Source organism: Polaromonas sp. P1_G1, from assembly GCF_056405595.1.
On record NZ_JBFUBU010000014.1, the window covers coordinates 71,118 to 85,856 of the forward strand.

18 protein-coding genes are annotated in these 14,739 nt (G+C 67.2%); 9 read left to right on the top strand and 9 right to left on the bottom strand.

What is annotated here, in order from left to right; genetic code table 11:
- Nucleotides 1–4: 4 nt before the first annotated feature.
- The 3 genes from AC1D1Y_RS09015 to AC1D1Y_RS09025 are packed head-to-tail and all read left to right on the top strand — an operon-like array spanning nucleotide 5 to nucleotide 2,498.
- The gene (locus AC1D1Y_RS09015) at nucleotides 5–706 is read left to right on the top strand and encodes an SDR family NAD(P)-dependent oxidoreductase (protein ID WP_477682039.1); all 702 of its coding nucleotides are present in this window, start codon (nucleotides 5–7) and stop codon (nucleotides 704–706) included.
- 4 nt (nucleotides 707–710) lie between these two features.
- Entirely contained in the window at nucleotides 711–1,604 is an 894-nt protein-coding gene (locus AC1D1Y_RS09020; RefSeq protein WP_477682040.1) for an NAD(P)-dependent oxidoreductase, read from the top strand.
- Nucleotides 1,605–1,619: 15 nt separating this feature from the next.
- Entirely contained in the window at nucleotides 1,620–2,498 is an 879-nt protein-coding gene (locus AC1D1Y_RS09025) for a sugar phosphate isomerase/epimerase family protein (RefSeq protein ID WP_477682041.1), read from the top strand.
- A 12-nt stretch (nucleotides 2,499–2,510) separates the two neighbouring features.
- On the opposite strand, the gene AC1D1Y_RS09030 is transcribed toward AC1D1Y_RS09025, so the two are convergent.
- Nucleotides 2,511–3,089, bottom strand: a complete 579-nt coding sequence (locus tag AC1D1Y_RS09030) for a histidine phosphatase family protein (RefSeq protein ID WP_477682042.1) — start codon at nucleotides 3,087–3,089, stop codon at nucleotides 2,511–2,513.
- A 98-nt stretch (nucleotides 3,090–3,187) separates the two neighbouring features.
- On the opposite strand from AC1D1Y_RS09030, the gene AC1D1Y_RS09035 reads away from it, so the two are divergent.
- On the top strand, nucleotides 3,188–3,739 hold the full coding sequence (locus AC1D1Y_RS09035) for a DNA-3-methyladenine glycosylase (RefSeq protein ID WP_477682043.1): 552 nt from the start codon (nucleotides 3,188–3,190) through the stop codon (nucleotides 3,737–3,739).
- A gap of 3 nt (nucleotides 3,740–3,742) precedes the next feature.
- Here AC1D1Y_RS09035 and AC1D1Y_RS09040 read toward each other — a convergent pair whose 3' ends face one another.
- Both AC1D1Y_RS09040 and AC1D1Y_RS09045 read right to left on the bottom strand, forming a co-directional pair.
- Complete coding sequence (locus AC1D1Y_RS09040; protein WP_477682044.1) at nucleotides 3,743–4,519, bottom strand: MipA/OmpV family protein; 777 nt, start codon at nucleotides 4,517–4,519, stop codon at nucleotides 3,743–3,745.
- Nucleotides 4,520–4,625: 106 nt separating this feature from the next.
- Nucleotides 4,626–5,879, bottom strand: a complete 1,254-nt coding sequence (locus AC1D1Y_RS09045) for an MFS transporter (RefSeq protein ID WP_477682045.1) — start codon at nucleotides 5,877–5,879, stop codon at nucleotides 4,626–4,628.
- Between the two features lie 48 nt (nucleotides 5,880–5,927).
- Between AC1D1Y_RS09045 and AC1D1Y_RS09050 the strand changes: the two genes are divergently transcribed.
- Nucleotides 5,928–6,800 (top strand): AraC family transcriptional regulator, encoded by an 873-nt coding sequence (locus AC1D1Y_RS09050; protein WP_477682046.1) that lies wholly within the window; start codon nucleotides 5,928–5,930, stop codon nucleotides 6,798–6,800.
- A gap of 9 nt (nucleotides 6,801–6,809) precedes the next feature.
- On the opposite strand, the gene AC1D1Y_RS09055 is transcribed toward AC1D1Y_RS09050, so the two are convergent.
- The 4 genes from AC1D1Y_RS09055 to AC1D1Y_RS09070 all read right to left on the bottom strand — a co-directional run bounded on the left by AC1D1Y_RS09055 (nucleotide 6,810) and on the right by AC1D1Y_RS09070 (nucleotide 9,052).
- Nucleotides 6,810–7,388: a hypothetical protein gene (locus AC1D1Y_RS09055; RefSeq protein WP_477682047.1), complete on the bottom strand. Its 579-nt coding sequence runs from the start codon at nucleotides 7,386–7,388 to the stop codon at nucleotides 6,810–6,812.
- A 38-nt stretch (nucleotides 7,389–7,426) separates the two neighbouring features.
- Entirely contained in the window at nucleotides 7,427–8,173 is a 747-nt protein-coding gene (locus AC1D1Y_RS09060) for a hypothetical protein (protein ID WP_477682048.1), read from the bottom strand.
- Nucleotides 8,174–8,282: 109 nt separating this feature from the next.
- Complete coding sequence (locus AC1D1Y_RS09065; RefSeq protein WP_477682049.1) at nucleotides 8,283–8,837, bottom strand: RNA polymerase sigma factor; 555 nt, start codon at nucleotides 8,835–8,837, stop codon at nucleotides 8,283–8,285.
- A complete protein-coding gene (locus AC1D1Y_RS09070) occupies nucleotides 8,834–9,052 on the bottom strand; it encodes a YgaP-like transmembrane domain (RefSeq protein WP_477675288.1) in 219 nt (72 codons plus the stop codon). Before AC1D1Y_RS09070 ends, AC1D1Y_RS09065 begins: the two co-directional genes overlap by 4 nt.
- A 141-nt stretch (nucleotides 9,053–9,193) precedes the next feature.
- On the opposite strand from AC1D1Y_RS09070, the gene AC1D1Y_RS09075 reads away from it, so the two are divergent.
- A complete protein-coding gene (locus AC1D1Y_RS09075; RefSeq protein ID WP_477675289.1) occupies nucleotides 9,194–10,078 on the top strand; it encodes a CAP domain-containing protein in 885 nt (294 codons plus the stop codon).
- Nucleotides 10,079–10,085: 7 nt separating this feature from the next.
- Here AC1D1Y_RS09075 and AC1D1Y_RS09080 read toward each other — a convergent pair whose 3' ends face one another.
- Nucleotides 10,086–11,531: a coniferyl aldehyde dehydrogenase gene (locus tag AC1D1Y_RS09080; RefSeq protein ID WP_477682050.1), complete on the bottom strand. Its 1,446-nt coding sequence runs from the start codon at nucleotides 11,529–11,531 to the stop codon at nucleotides 10,086–10,088.
- Between the two features lie 156 nt (nucleotides 11,532–11,687).
- Between AC1D1Y_RS09080 and AC1D1Y_RS09085 the strand changes: the two genes are divergently transcribed.
- From AC1D1Y_RS09085 to AC1D1Y_RS09095, 3 genes are all read left to right on the top strand, one after another.
- A complete protein-coding gene (locus AC1D1Y_RS09085) occupies nucleotides 11,688–12,632 on the top strand; it encodes a DnaJ C-terminal domain-containing protein (protein ID WP_477682051.1) in 945 nt (314 codons plus the stop codon).
- Between the two features lie 29 nt (nucleotides 12,633–12,661).
- The gene (locus tag AC1D1Y_RS09090; protein ID WP_477682052.1) at nucleotides 12,662–13,762 is read left to right on the top strand and encodes a DNA alkylation repair protein; all 1,101 of its coding nucleotides are present in this window, start codon (nucleotides 12,662–12,664) and stop codon (nucleotides 13,760–13,762) included.
- Between the two features lie 119 nt (nucleotides 13,763–13,881).
- Nucleotides 13,882–14,379, top strand: a complete 498-nt coding sequence (locus AC1D1Y_RS09095; RefSeq protein WP_477675293.1) for a CreA family protein — start codon at nucleotides 13,882–13,884, stop codon at nucleotides 14,377–14,379.
- A gap of 3 nt (nucleotides 14,380–14,382) precedes the next feature.
- Here the strand turns inward: AC1D1Y_RS09095 and AC1D1Y_RS09100 are convergent, their stop codons facing one another.
- Nucleotides 14,383–14,688 (bottom strand): plasmid stabilization protein, encoded by a 306-nt coding sequence (locus AC1D1Y_RS09100; RefSeq protein ID WP_477654687.1) that lies wholly within the window; start codon nucleotides 14,686–14,688, stop codon nucleotides 14,383–14,385.
- Nucleotides 14,689–14,739: the final 51 nt, after the last annotated feature.

Below are 14,739 nucleotides of genomic sequence, written 5' to 3' on the forward strand. Positions count from 1 at the left end.
AACCATGGCCACTGAAGATGTGAAACGCGCCCTGGTCACGGGCTGCAGCTCGGGCATAGGCCTGGCCGTTGCCCAGGCATTGCTCGACGGCGGCTGGGACGTGATCGGCCTGGACATCGCGCCCGCGCGCATCGTGCACCCGGCGTTTTCGTCCACCGAGGTCAACCTCTGCCATGCCCAGGCGACCGAGCAAGCCGTGCGCTCGGCGGGCGCCGTACAGGCCCTGGTCCACGCTGCCGGCGTGCTGCGCGTGGGCCGGCTGGGCGCGCTCTCCAATGAGGACTCCGCGCTGATGTGGCAGCTGCATGTCGATGCCGTCACGCGCATCGCCAACCAGGTCGTTCCCGCCATGGCGCAGGCCGGTGCGGGCCGTGTGGTGCTGATCGGCAGCCGCGTGGCGCGCGGCATGGCAGGCCGCAGCCAGTACGCGGCAACCAAGGCCGCGCTGGTGGCGCTGGCGCGCAGTTGGGCTGCCGAAACCGTGGCTTCGGGTGTCACCGTCAATGTGGTGTCACCGGCTGCCACCGAAACGGCCATGCTCGCCGACCCTGCGCGCACGACGGTCCCGCCGAAGTTACCGCCGCTGGGCCGGCTGATACGGCCGACGGAGATCGCCGCGCTGGTCGCCTTCCTGCTTTCGCCCGACGCCGCGGCCATCACCGGCCAGGACATCCAGGTCTGTGGAGGCGCGTCGCTCGCGGCGTGACACCATGACGGCGGCAAACTCCATCGGCGTTGTCGGGCTGGGCCTGGTCGGCATGGCGCTGGCGCGGCGCTTGATGGCCGCCGGTTTCCAGGTCACCGGCTTCGACCTGCGCGAAGAGGCCCGGGCGGCCCTGGCCGCCCAAGGCGGCTGCGCTGCCGGCTCCCTGGCCGAAGTGGCCAATGCGGCCTCCTGCATGGTGCTGGCCGTTTTTCATACCGGCGACGTGCTCAAAGTGGTCGAAGGGCCGGGAGGCCTGCTGTCCGTCTTCGGCGTTCGCAGCATCATCGACTGCTCCACCGGCACCCCTCATGAGCTCCAAGCCCTGGCCGCGCGGCTGGGGGCGCGCAGCATTGCCTTCATTGAAGCGCCGCTCTCGGGCTCCAGCCAGCAAATAGCCGCCGGTGAAGCCACCCTGCTGCTGGGTGGCGAGGCCGGCGCACTGCAGGCATGCGAGCCGGTGCTGTCCGCCATTTCAGGCAACCGCATCCACGTCGGCGGCGCCGGCATGGGTGCCAGGGCCAAGCTCGCGACCAACCTCGTGCTGGGCCTGAACCGGGCGGCGCTGGCCGAGGGCATGGTCTTCGCCGAAAGCCTGGGCATAGGCCCCGAGCAGTTCCTGGCGCTGGTGCTGGCCAGCCCCGCCACGTCCGGCGCGGCCGAGGCCAAGGGCAGGATGATGGTGGAGGAAGACTTTGCGCCGCAGTCACGCATTCACCAGCATCTCAAGGACGTCATGCTGATGATCCAGGGCGCCGCGGCCGAAGGCCAGGAGCTGCCCTTGTCCGAAACCCATGCGGCCCTGCTGCGCGCGGCCGTAGCCGCCGGTGACGGCGAACTCGACAACGCGGCCATCATCCGCGAACTGCGGCGGCGCAAAACCACGCCGCCTTCGACCTGACTGAAGTCCCTACCCATGAGAAACTTTTCCCAAGACCACCGCTGGCTCTCCATCAACACCGCGACCGTGCGCAAAAGCCGGGGCGTCGAGCAGCCGCTGACGAAGATCCTCGAAGCCTGCGCGGCGCGCGGCATACGCGCGGTCTCGCCCTGGCGCGACCAGGTGGCCGCAGCCGGCCTGCCGGCGATCTCCAAACTCGTCAAAACCCACGGGCTTGAACTCTCGGGTTACTGCCGGGGCGGCATGTTTCCCGCGGCCGATGCAGCCGGCCTCAAAGCGGCCCATGACGACAACCGCCGCGCCGTCGACGAGGCCTGCGAACTGAACGCCGCCTGCCTGGTACTGGTGGTGGGCGGACTGCCCGGCGCGCTGGCCGGCAAGGCGGCGCACAAGGACATCGCGCTGTCGCGCAGCCAGGTGCATGACGGCATCGCCGCATTGCTGGAGTACGCCAGGGCCAGCAAGATGCCGCTGGCGATTGAACCGCTGCATCCCATGTACGCGGCCGACCGCGCCTGCATCAACACCCTCGAACATGCGCTGGACGTCTGCGATGCGCTCGACCCTTCAAAGACAGGCGCACTTGGCGTCGCCGTGGACGTCTACCACGTCTGGTGGGATCCCAAGCTGGAAGCCCAGATCCGGCGCGCCGGCATGGAGCGGCTGCTGGCCTTTCACGTCTGCGACTGGCTGACCCCGACGACGGACCTGCTCAACGACCGCGGCATGATGGGCGACGGCGTCATCGACATCCCGAAAATTCGCGGCTGGGTGGAAGCCCAGGGCTTCGCCGGCTACAGCGAGGTGGAGATTTTTTCAGCCGGCAACTGGTGGCAGCGCGATAGCGGCGAGGTGCTGGACACCTGCATCGCAAGGCACCGAAGCGCGGTATGAGGGGTGCGCAGCTCAGGGTGTGTGGGCCGTCATCCGGCCCGCCACCTTGAAGCGGCCGCCGCCCTGCGGCGTGAGCACCACCATCTCGCCTGTGTCCGGCGATATGCCGGTCAGGGCGGCAATGGTCGAGCCGTGCGACACCATCACCGTATTGCCGTTTGCCGGTTTCTGTCCGGCCAGCGGCCTGAGGCCGGCCAGTTGCCGCTCAGCCTCCGCTCTGCGGCCAAAGAGGTTGCCCAGGGCCGGCGTCAATTCCGGCGTCGTCCCGAAGGCTAGCTTCGCCGTCTCGATGGACCGGCACCACGGGCTGGACAGCAGCCGCCCGACGGCAACGCCGCGCTGGCGGAAGGCTTCGCCCAGTTGCCGCGCATGTGCGCGGCCTTCATCGCTCAAGTTGCGCTGTGTGCCGCAATCGTCGAGCTTCATGCCGTCGGGGTCGCCCACACCGGGCGTCGTCAAGGCATGCCGGACCAGCACCACCTGGCCGCCGCCCTTGAGCAACGTCCACAGGGCCTCATCCGCCAGTGCGAACGGCGCCCACGCCAGCGCCGCCGCCAAGGCCAGCAAGCGAGAAGTTCGGCTCAGGGTCATAGCGCCAGCTCCATGGGTTTTGGGCCATGCTACGCCGCGCCCTTTGCCCTTGTGATACGGTGGGGCACTGAAACGCTGCGATCTGACAAGCTGACGACATGACCCTTGATTTTCTGGCTCCCTCGCCCACCGTTGCGCGCCGGCTGATAGGCGCCGTCCTGCTGGTCGAAGGGGTGGGCGGGCGCATCGTCGAGACCGAGGCCTACGACCGCGAAGACCCGGCCTCGCACAGCTTTTCCGGCCCGACGCCGCGCAACGCGGTCATGTTCGGCCCGCCTGCCCATGCTTATGTTTACCGTTCCTACGGAATCCACTGGTGCCTGAACATCGTCTGCCGCGAGGAAGGCCATGGCGCCGGGGTGCTGATACGCGCCATCGAGCCGCTTGCCGGGCTGGACCAGATGCGCCTACGGCGAGGGCTGGACGATGCGCGCCTGCTGTGCGCAGGGCCCGGGCGTGTGGGCCAGGCGCTGGGGATCACGCGTGAGCACAACGGCCTCGGCGTCACCTTGCCGCCTTTTGAACTGCTGCCTGCGACCGGGCGCCCGCGCATCGTCAGCGGCCCGCGCATCGGTATTTCCAAGGCCATGGACCAGCCCTGGCGCTTCGGGCTGGAAGGCTCACGCTTCCTGAGCCGGCCTTTTCGCTAGTGTCTAGCGGAAACGATAGGACACCGCGATATAACCAGTGTCCTGCGTGCGCCGGCTCAGCAGCGGGCTATTGCGCACAGACGAATCCAGCCACTTGCGGCGCAGCTGCATGGTCAGCGTCCACGGCTCACCCAGCGGCACATCCACCCCCAACCCCAGCACAGGGGACGTCGAAGCGCCCGCGTTGTACACCGAGAAGCCGCTGGCTGCGGACTCCGCCGCGCTGACGCCGTAGAGGTAGTTGTTGTATTTGGCGTTGCTGTATTCCAGCCCCACCTGCGGAAAGAAGGACCAGCTTCCGAGCTTGAACTCCGCCGCGTAGGTGGCTTCCAGCAATGTGCCGTGCGACTTGTTGGTGTCGACAAAGGCGTTCAGGAACAGGGCGCCGTAAGGCGTTTCCTGGAAGGTGCCTATGCCCAGCGGGATCGGTGTCTTGCGGTCCTTCAGGCCCGACAGCGCGGCGGTGTCGGCGCGCCAGCCGTCCTGGCTGACACGGCCCGCCAACTCCAGGTAGCCGTAGCCGAATTTCACGGTCTTCAGGCTCAGGGTGTCCACACGCACGGCGAGGCGGCCGTAGTCAAAAAAACCGTAGGGCAGCAAACGGGTCTCGTTGCCCTTGCTGCGGATCACGCTTTGCGTGCCGTAGACGGCGCCGCCGACGTCGCCGCTCAGTTCGTACTTCAGCGGCGCGATCTGCGCGCCGGCCAGCATGGGCAGCAGGCATGCGGCACCCAGCAGGGCACGAGCTAAAAAGGCCGTCGCATACCGGGTGTGGCTCATGCAAATCAGTATAGGCTTGGCCCCCTGTTCAAGCCATCGTAGCGCGCAAGTCCACCCGAAAACCGTTGCTGCCGCGCACACAGCCCGCGGCCTGCCCCTGGGTTTTCTAAACGGCCGTCGGCATCTGCCCCGCGGCCGGCAGCGCCGTGCGGCGCACGCGGCGCACATTGAAGGCGCTGGCGATCAGCACGGCCTGCATCAGCGCCAGGCCCAGCAGTACGCCGCGGTACTGGCCGTGGTCCATCATCGCGCCGAAAACCAGCGGCGACACGGCCTGGCCTATGTCCAGGCCCGCATACACCACGCCGTAGACCCGGCCCGAGGCGTTTTCGGGCGTCGAGCGCTTGACCAGCAGGTCGCGCGAAGGCCCGGCAATACCCGAGGCAAAACCCATGACGCCGAACAGCACGGGCACCACCCATGCCGGGTAGCTGCCCAGGGCCAGCAGCAGCGCGAACACGGCCGCCACGCCAAAGCCTATGCCCACGATGCGCTCGCAGCGCGCCGGGTCCGACGCGAGAAAGCCGCCGAACACCATGCCGCCGGCACTGCACACCATGTAAATCGTCAGGCACATGGCGACCAGCGGCAGCGGCACCTCATGCAGGTGGCGCGCGGCTTCAGGCGCGAAAGCCTGCACCACGCTGAGCACGATGGCGTACCAGAAGAAAAACGCAAAACACATCCAGACCGCGGGGATCTTCAGGAAACCCAGCGAGCTGTCGGCCGCCGGCGCGCCCTTGGCCGGGGCCGTCACAGCCAGCGTGAGCTTGTCGCGATTGAAGACCAGCACCGTCAGCACGACAAAGGCCAGCACACCCGCGCAGGCCAACGCCACGCGCCAGGAAAATGCGAAGGTCAGCGGCACCAGCATGGCCGGGGCCAGCGCCCAGCCCAGGCTGCCGGTGATGCCGTGCACGCTGTAGGCATGGCCCAGGCGCGGCGCACTGACCTTGCGGTTGAGCAGCGTGTAGTCGACCGGGTGGAAGACACCGTTGCCGATGCCGGCCATCACGGCAAAGCCGGCCATCATCCAGTAGCTGGTGCTGATGGAATAACCGAAAGCCGCCAGGCCCAGCAGGGTCAGGCCGCCGAACAGGATGGGTCGCGGGCCGAAACGGTCGACCACAAAACCCGAGAGCGCCTGCACCGCGCACGAAACGACGAAAAAAATCGTCATCAGGAAGCCGAGCTCGGCGTAGCTGACGTTGAAGGCTTCCTTGAGCCAGGGAAACAGCGGTGCCAGCAGCAGCTGGCTGAAATGGCTGATCAGGTGGGCCGTGCCGACCAGGCCGATCACGCTGGCGTCCTGTTTGAGGGAAATCGCGTTGCCGGCGGTCGCGGTGCTTGAAGTATTCATGGCGCTATCGTAGTATTGGCCTCGCCTGCTGAAATGCGACAAATAGCCATGATTCATCGAATTTCAGACAAAACCACCCGGGTGGTCATTGACCATGCACGTAGCCCCGGCCTTCGCCTCATGCCGGTGGGTGATACCGATAGCTTCACCCCCAGCCCGAAGCGGCCGGTGCGCGTGCGCGCCCGCTCCATGCCGGCCGACACCCACTTCGAACCGCATTCCCACGACTGGGCGCAACTGGCCTATTGCGCCACCGGCGTCGTGCAGGTCACGGCCGAAAGCGACGGCGCCGGCGGCGAAATCACCTACATCGTGCCGCCCTCGCGCGCCGTGTGGATCGCGCCCGGCGCGCAGCACCACATCACCGTGCTGGAGGCAGCCGAGTTCCGCACCCTCTACATCGACGCCAGCGCCACACCCAAAGGATGGAGCGGCTGCCGCGTGCTGGTGGTGTCGCCGCTGCTGCGCGAATCCATCAGCGCACTCGACGCCGCGTCACCGGGGCATCCCTTGGCCCCTTCGCGCGAGCAATTGCTGAGCGGCCTGGTGCTGGACGAGCTCACGCATGCCGACATCCAGGCGCTGGGCGTGCCCATGCCGCATCCGCAAACCGGCGACAAGCGGCTGCGTGCCCTGTGCGAAGCCGTGCTGCGCGCGCCGTCGCAGCGGGCCACACTGGCCGAATGGGCCGCGGACATCGGCGCCAGCGAACGCACCGTGGCCAGGTTGTTCCGCGATGAGCTGGGACTGAGCTACCAGCAGTGGCGCCAGCAGGCCATCCTGGCCCATGCCCTGCCCTTGCTCACGCGCGGGCAATCGGTCAGCGCCGTGGCGGCGGCCAGCGGTTATGCCAGCGACAGCGCCTTCACCGCGATGTTCAAGGCGGCCATGGGGCAGCCGCCCAGCCATTTCCAGAAATAAGCCCCGCCCCTAGAGATCCCGGGCTGCCTGCCACAGCGCCTGCTTGCCAACCGCGCCATACCAGGCCTGGAAACGCCTGCGCTGGCTTTCAAACGGTTCGGTCAGCGGCTCCCGCGGGTCCTGGCTCAGCGCATAGGCCATGCCTTCCACGAACCACTGCGGCTTGAACAGCAGGCGCAAGGTGCCTAAGCGCTCGGCCTGCGCATAGTGAATCAATTCATGGCGCACAAAATAAGACTCCCAGGCGCGCGGGCCTATCACCGTGCCCCAGGTACCCAGGGTGACCGCCGCGCGCGCACCCAGGCCAAACGAATCGGCACAAGCCTGTGTCGCGCAAAAGATCACGCGGGGTTTGCCTTTGAAGGGGCCCAGCAGCTCCGGCACAAAAGCCATGCCTTCGGCGTAGAGGCCGGCGGCCTGCACCAGCCGGGAGGCGTCGTCGACGCAGACCGACGCGTTCAGGCAGTGCATGCCCATCAGCCCCGGCGCAACCACCCGCACGGGCTTGACCGCGAACCAGGTGATCAAGGGAACGGCCACCAGCATCAGCAGCAGGCGGGCTTTCAATGAGGGGCGGCCCAGGCGCATGCGATGGAGGTCAGCAATGGCGCCGGGGGTTGCCGCTGTCAGCGGCCCTCAAACGCGGCATTCAAGCGCCGCAGCAAAGGCTTGTTGAGCTCGCGGGTGTGCCTGTTCCAGCGCTCCATGGAGCGCTGCAGTTCGACCTGCAGGCGCGCGCTGGTAGCGGTGTCGCCGCTTGTCGCGGCCCAGATGGCGTATTCGGCGCGGCTTTCAAAGCTGCCGAAACGCTCCACGGCGGACTCGAACTCTGCCCTGGCATCGCTGGCCCTGCCGGCGCCCGCGTAGGCCTGGGCCAGCAGCAGCGAGATTTGCTCCGCCCGAAAGGCGGGGTCGGTTTTGCGGATGAATTCCAGGTGGGTGACGGCCTCGGCATAGCGCTCGCAGGCGAAATAGGCGCGCGACGCGCCCAGCCTGATCTCCAGGTCGGACGCGAACGGCCCCTTGAGGCAGGCGTCGTAGGTCTGGGCGGCTTCCAGGGGCTGGCCGGCCTCCAGCAGCGCGGCGGCCAGGCGCATCTGGTTCTGGGCGGTCGGCGTGTAGTCGAAGGCGGCATGCGCCTCCTTGAGTTCCCGCGTCGGATTGAGCGTCTTCGCGGCGGCGGCCACCACCTTGCGTGCGCCGCGCTCCAGCCGCGAGTCCGGCAGGTAGATCGCCACAAAATAGACGATGCTGCCCAGCAGGGGGAAAGAGAACAGGATGATCAGCCAGTACAGCTGCTGGCCGCTGCGCAGGGCGTGGACGGCGAAGAACACCGCCACAAAAAAATGAAGTCCCAATCCGACAAAAGGCATGGCTCACCCCTCCAGGTTATTTTGGGGGCCATTCTAAGGGGGTGCCAAGGCAGCGGACCCCTGCTTTCGACCGCCGGTGGGGGTTGCGAGGACGACCGGTAGCCGGCGCTCAGGGCAGGCCGTCGATGCCGCCATCCTTGTGCCAGTAGCCGCTGGCCATCAGGCGCTCCCGCACCATGGCGCGCGCCCGGTGCAGCCGGCTCTTGACCGCGTCCACGCCCAGGCCCAAATGCTGGGCCACCTCGGGTGCCGTGAGTTCATCGACGTCGCGCAGGATCAGCACCTCGCGATAGGCCTCGGGCAAGGCGGCGATGGCGCGGCTCAAGTCCAACCGCAGGTCCAGCGGCAGCGCCGGCGCGGCGACGGCTTCCACGTCGGCGCCCTCCTGGGCCTGGGCGGCACCGCGGCCGCGGAACAGGCGAAAGCATTCGCGCTCGACGATGCGAAACAGCCAGACGGCGAAAGTCGCGGCGGTTCGCAGCGCGCCTATCTTGCGGTAGAGCTGCCACAGCGCGGCCTGCACCGCGTCTTCGGCATCCTCGGCGGAAGAACAGGTCCGGCGCGCGAAACGCTTGAGGTCCGGCTGGCACTGTGTGAGCAGTTGGGCGATGGCCTGGGCGTCTCCGCCGCGGGCGGCGTCGACCAGTTGGGGACTGGCCTTCACGGCTTGCCTTTGGCCACAGGCTTGCGACCGACGAGCGCGCAGGCCGGGCAGAACCCGATCATGCCCGTCAGCCCCATGACCAGCGCGCTGCCCAGCGCCAAGGCCACGGGCCAGCCGGCCGGTAGCCATAGCAGGCCGGCGCAGGCCAGCAGCAGCGCGCTGCCCAGGCGAAAAGCCCGTTCCCAGGCGGGAAGATTGCGTTGCAGGAAAAACATCAGGAACTCCTTGTTGGTGGTGGATGCTGACAAAGAGGCCTGCCGGCGTCGAAAGGGTTCATATCTTTTCAAAAAAATATCTTACCGGCCCTGCCTCGGCCCCCGCGCCGGTCCGGTCGTACCGCTGGCTATCATGCAGCCATGCGAACTTCCAGCATGGCGACAAAAGCACGGGGCGCGTGCGCGCGTGCGGCGCTGGCGATCCTGCTGGCCGCCGCCAGCCTGGCGCAGGCGCAGCCGGCGGCACAAGACCATGCCCCGCTGCTGCGCGCGCTCAATGCGCTGCGCCAGCAGGGCTGCGGAAAAGGCGCCCGCCCGGCTGCCCCGCTGCGTGAAGATGCCGCGCTGTCGCGCGCCGCAGCGCTGGTCGCGGGCGGCCGCAAGCTCGATGACGCGCTCAAAGCCAGCGGCTACCGCGCCCAGCGCACCGTGCAGATCACGGTGCGGGGCGCCACCGGGGCCGCGGCCCTGACGCAAAAGGCGCTGGGCAGCTCATGCGGCGCGGCCATGCGCAGCGAGTTTCTGGAGGCCGGCTTTTACCAGCGCGGCGCACAAACCTGGGTGGTGTTGGCCGAGCCCTTTGCGCCGCCCGCCGCGGCGCAGGCCGACCAGGTGCAGGCGCGGGTGCTGGCGCTGGTCAACGAGGCGCGTTCCCGGCCGCAGCGCTGCGGCAACCAGGCTTTCGCGGCGGCGCCGCCGCTGCGGCTCAACCCCGCGCTGTACGGCCTGGCCAGCGCCCATGCCGCCGACATGGCGCGTTACGACTACTTCAGCCACACCGGCCGCGACGGCAGCACGGTGGACAGCCGGGCTACGCGTGCCGGTTACCGCTGGCGCGCCATCGGCGAGAACATCGCCGCCGGCCAGGTGGATGCCGACGCGGCCGTGCGCGGCTGGATCAACAGCCCCGGCCATTGCGCCAACATCATGTCGCCCGCTTTCAGGGAGATGGGCGCGGCCTTTGTGGTGAACACCCAGAGCAGCCTGGGAATTTACTGGACGCAGGTGTTTGGGGCCGCGCCTTAGGCAAAGCTCAAAGCAATCGCTTGAGCAATCCCATGACCTGCTCGAAGCGCTTCCCATAAGGCGGATAGAACAAATCCCCGCGCGCCCATTTGGACTGAACCATCACCGGCTTTTGCTGCGTGAGCCGCAGGAAACCGGTCTCACCGTGGTAGGCGCCCCAGCCGCTTTCGCCGACGCCGCCGAAGGGCAGGTTTTCGTGGGCGATGTGCATCAGCGTGTCGTTCACGGTGACGCCGCCGCTCACGGTGCGTGCCAGCACATGGTCGCGCGAACCGGTGTCGGTGCCGAACCAGTAGAGCGCCAGCGGCCGCGGCCTGGCGTTGACGTAGCGGATCGCTTCGTCGATCGACGCATAAGGAATCACCGGCAGGATGGGGCCGAAGATTTCCTCGCTGAGCAGCTTCGAGGTGGCGGGGACATCAAAGGCCAGCACCGGCGCCATCTGCCGGGATGCCGCGCCCACGCCGGCCATACCGGGGTGCACGGGCTGAACAGTCTGCAGCCGCGCACCCTCGCCTTCGGCCTGCGCCAGCAGCGCCTGCAGCCGCTCCAGGTGGCGCGGGCTGATGATGGCCGCGTAGTCGGGGTTGCCGGTGATGGTGGGAAACAGCGTTGCCACGGCGCGGGCAAAAGCCTCACCAAAAGCCGTTTCGCTGCCCTGCGGCAAGAGCACGTAATCGGGCGCGATGCAGGTCTGGCCGGCGTTGAGCAGCTTGCCGTGCGCGATCTTGATGGCGGCCTTGTCGATGTCGCAGGAGGCATCGATGATGCAGGGCGACTTGCCGCCCAGCTCCAGCGTGGTCGGCGTGAGGTTGGCGGCGGCGGCTTCAGCCACCTTGCGGCCCACGGCGGTGGAGCCGGTGAAGAACAGGTGGTCAAACGGCAGGCCGGCGAATTCGGCGGCCAGTTGGCCGTCGCCCTGCACCACACACAGCTCGTTGGGCGCAAAGGACTGTTCAATCAGCGTGGCCAGCAGGGCCGAGGTGCGCGGCGTGAGTTCGCTGGGCTTGAGCATCACGCGGTTGCCCGCGGCCAGGGCGGTGATGACGGGACCCAGCGAGAGTTGCACCGGGTAGTTCCAGGGTGAGACCACGCCCACCACGCCCAGCGGCTGGCGCTGCAGGAAGGCGCGCGAAGGCTGCAAATACAGCGGTGTGCGCACCTTGACGGATTTCATCCACTTCGGCAAATGCCTGAGCGTGCTGGACAGCAGCGAGCGCAGCACAAAGATGTCGGCGATTTCGGTGAGTTGCGGCGAGCGCACCCCGAAGTCGGCGTTGACGGCCTGCGCCAGTTCGGCGCCGTGTTCGTCCAGCAAGGCGCGTATGCGCAACAGGCGGTCGCGGCGCAGCGCCAGCGGCACTTCGACCTGCGCGCGACTGACCTGGTGCTGGGCGTCAAACAGGGTGCGCAGGCCGGCACTTTCAGGGGAGAGGGATGGGCTGGAGGTCATCGCTGGATGATAGGGACCGCCACAACCGCCCGGTAGAGGCGCAACTCCAGCGGCGCTGCGGGTTGACCCTGAGGCGGTCGCCCCCATTTACAAGCCTGGTGCAACTGACCTGGCGGCCGGAGCCGCCGGGCCAACCATCCCCGAGGAAGGTTTTTCATGGAATACAAGGACTACTACAAGGCCATGGGCGTGGCGCGCGACGCCACACCCGACGAGATCAAAAAAGCCCACCGCAAGCTGGCACGTAAATACCACCCCGACGTCAGCAAGGAAAAGAACGCCGAGGCGCGCTTCAAGGAGATTTCCGAAGCCTATGAGGTGCTGCGCGACCCTGAAAAGCGCGCGGCTTACGACAGGCTGGGCGCGAACTGGCAGGCCGGCCAGGAATTCCGGCCGCCGCCGGGGTGGCAGGCGCGTGAGGAAGCCGACGGCCAAGCGTTCTTTGGCGAGGCCGGGGGCTTCGATCACAGCGATTTCTTTGACGCCATCTTTCGCAGCATGGGCGCCGACATGGGGGGCGGCATGGGCCGTGCCCGCGGCGGTTTCGACATGGCCGGCGAGGACCAGCACGCGAAGATACAGATCGCCATCGAGGACTCGTACCAGGGCGCCACGCGCACGCTGCAGCTCAGCGAGCCGGGCAGGCGCGGCCAGCCCCGCAGCATCGAATTCACCATTCCCAAGGGCATACGCGCCGGCCAGCACATCCGCCTGGCCGGACAGGGTGCGCCGGGGGCCGGCAAGGGCGGCGCTGGCGACCTCTACCTGGACGTGGAATTCCTGCCGCACAAGCTCTATCGCGTCGACGGCCGCGACGTCTACATGAACCTGCCCGTGGCCCCCTGGGAGGCCGCCCTGGGCGCGCAGGTCGAGGCGGCCACGCCGACGGGCCGGGTCGAGCTCACCATCCCGCCGAGCTCATCACCGGGGAACAAGCTCAGGCTCAAGGGCCGGGGCCTGCCGGGCAAGCCGGCGGGCGACTTCTACTTTGTGCTGCAACTGGCGCTGCCGCCCGCCGGCAGCAAGGCGGCCAAAAAGGCTTACGAGGACATGGCCGAGGCCTTCAAGGCGTTTGACCCGCGCGCCGCTCTGGAAGCCTGAAAAACCCTGCGGTGGCAGAATCGGGCGCCATGTCCGACACCGCCGCTCCCGCCCTCAAAAACATCTTCGATCCCGCGCGCTATCGCCACATCGCGGCGGAAACCGCTGCGGTCTATCCGCGTTTTGACGGCAAGAAGTTTCTCGCGCTGGCGCTGCCCGGGCTGGACGAGCTCTCGCTGATGCAGCGGCTGCGGCGTACCAGCGAATGCCTGCACGCCACGCTGCCCACGGACTACAAAAAAGCCATCGCCATCCTGCGCAAGCTGGCGCCGCGCATCAACAGCGGGTTTGTCACCCTGGTGCTGCCGGACTATGTGGGCCTTTATGGACGCGACGACTTTGACACGTCCATGGAGGCGCTGAAGTTTTTCACCGCCTTCGGCAGCTCTGAATACGCCATCCGCGAGTTCATCCGCCAGGACCCGGCGCGCACGCTGGCCGTGATGAAAACCTGGGCCACGGACGAGAGCGAACACGTGCGGCGCCTGGCCAGCGAAGGCAGCCGCCCTCGCCTGCCCTGGTCTTTCAGGCTGGATGCGCTGATGGCCGACCCGGAACTTGCCGCGCCCATCCTGGAAGCGCTCAAGGCCGACAGCAGCCTCTACGTGCGCAAGTCGGTGGCCAACCACCTCAACGACATCACAAAGCTGCATCCCGAGTGGGTGCTCAAGCGCCTCAAAAGCTGGCCGCTGGACAACCCGCACACCGCGTGGATCGCGCGCCACGCGCTGCGCACCCTGATCAAACAGGGCGACAGGCAGGCGCTGGGCGTGATAGGCGCCGGCAAAAAGGCGGCGGCCAGCATCAGCGGCTTTACCGTCAGCCCGAAAAAACTCAGCCTGGGTGAACGGCTGGAGCTGTCGTTCACGCTGCAGTCCACCTCGCGCCAGAGCCAGCGCCTGGTGGTGGACTACACCATCCACTACGTCAAAAAAGGCGGCAGCAGCTCGGCCAAGGTCTTCAAGCTCAAGGAACTGAATCTGGGCGCGGGCGAAAGCGTGCGGCTGTCACGCAGCCAGGTGGTGCGCGACTTCACGACGCGTGTGCACCATGCCGGCCGGCATGAGGTAGACATCATGGTCAACGGCGAGCGCCTGGCGAGCGGTTTTTTTGAGCTTTTGAAGCCCTGAGCTGACATTTGCTTGCCCTTCTTGCACCGAGGCGGCTCGCGCGGCGCGTGGGTTTTGTACATTAGAAACCCGGGCCGCGAGAGCCCACGGCATCCAACACATACCAAGAGGGATATTCCATGACCACCCGACACCTTCTGCGCCCCGCGTTCGGCGCGCTCAGCCTGCTCCTGCTCATCTCCGCCTGCGGCGGTGCCGGCGGGGAGGAAATCGGCGCCGTCGACACCGTGTTCAAGTTCATAGGCCCAGACCACAAGATCGTGGTCGATGCCTACGACGATCCCAAGGTCGCAGGTGTGACCTGCTATGTGTCGCGCGCCAAGACCGGCGGCATCAAGGGCGCTTTCGGCCTGGCCGAGGACAAGGCCGAAGCCTCCATCGCCTGCCGGCAGACCGGCGTCATCAGCTTTGGCGCCAAGCCTATGGACAAGCAGGAAGAAATGTTCAGCGAGCGTATTTCGCTGGTCTTCAAGAGACTGCGGGTGGTGCGCATGATAGACACCAAACGCAACACGCTGGTCTACCTGACCTACTCGGACCGGGTCATAGAAGGCTCGCCGCAAAACAGCGTCACGGCCGTTCCGGTGCCGGCCGGCACCGTGATCCCGGTCAAGTAAGGCTTACTTCGAAGCGTTGCGCTTGCGGGTGGCCGCGGCCTTTTTGGCAGACGCCGAACGCTCGGCCGCGGTGCGCGAAGCCGCCGCCGCGCCGCCCAGGCGCCCACCCTTGCGTGAAGGCGCGTGGTTCTCCGCCTTGCCGCGGCCCGAGCCGGACTTTTTGCCGCCGCCAGTTTCCTTGTTCACCGTGGCCCAGGCGCGCCGCTCGGCTTCTTCCTTGCCGACGCCGCGGTCCTCATAGCCTTCCTCGATGTGCTCGGCTTTGCGCTTTTGCTTGTCGGAGTAGGAGGATTTGTCACCTCTTGGCATGTCGGCTCCTTTCGTGTTGACAGGTGTCCAAAATTAGCGCCGCTCCACTCC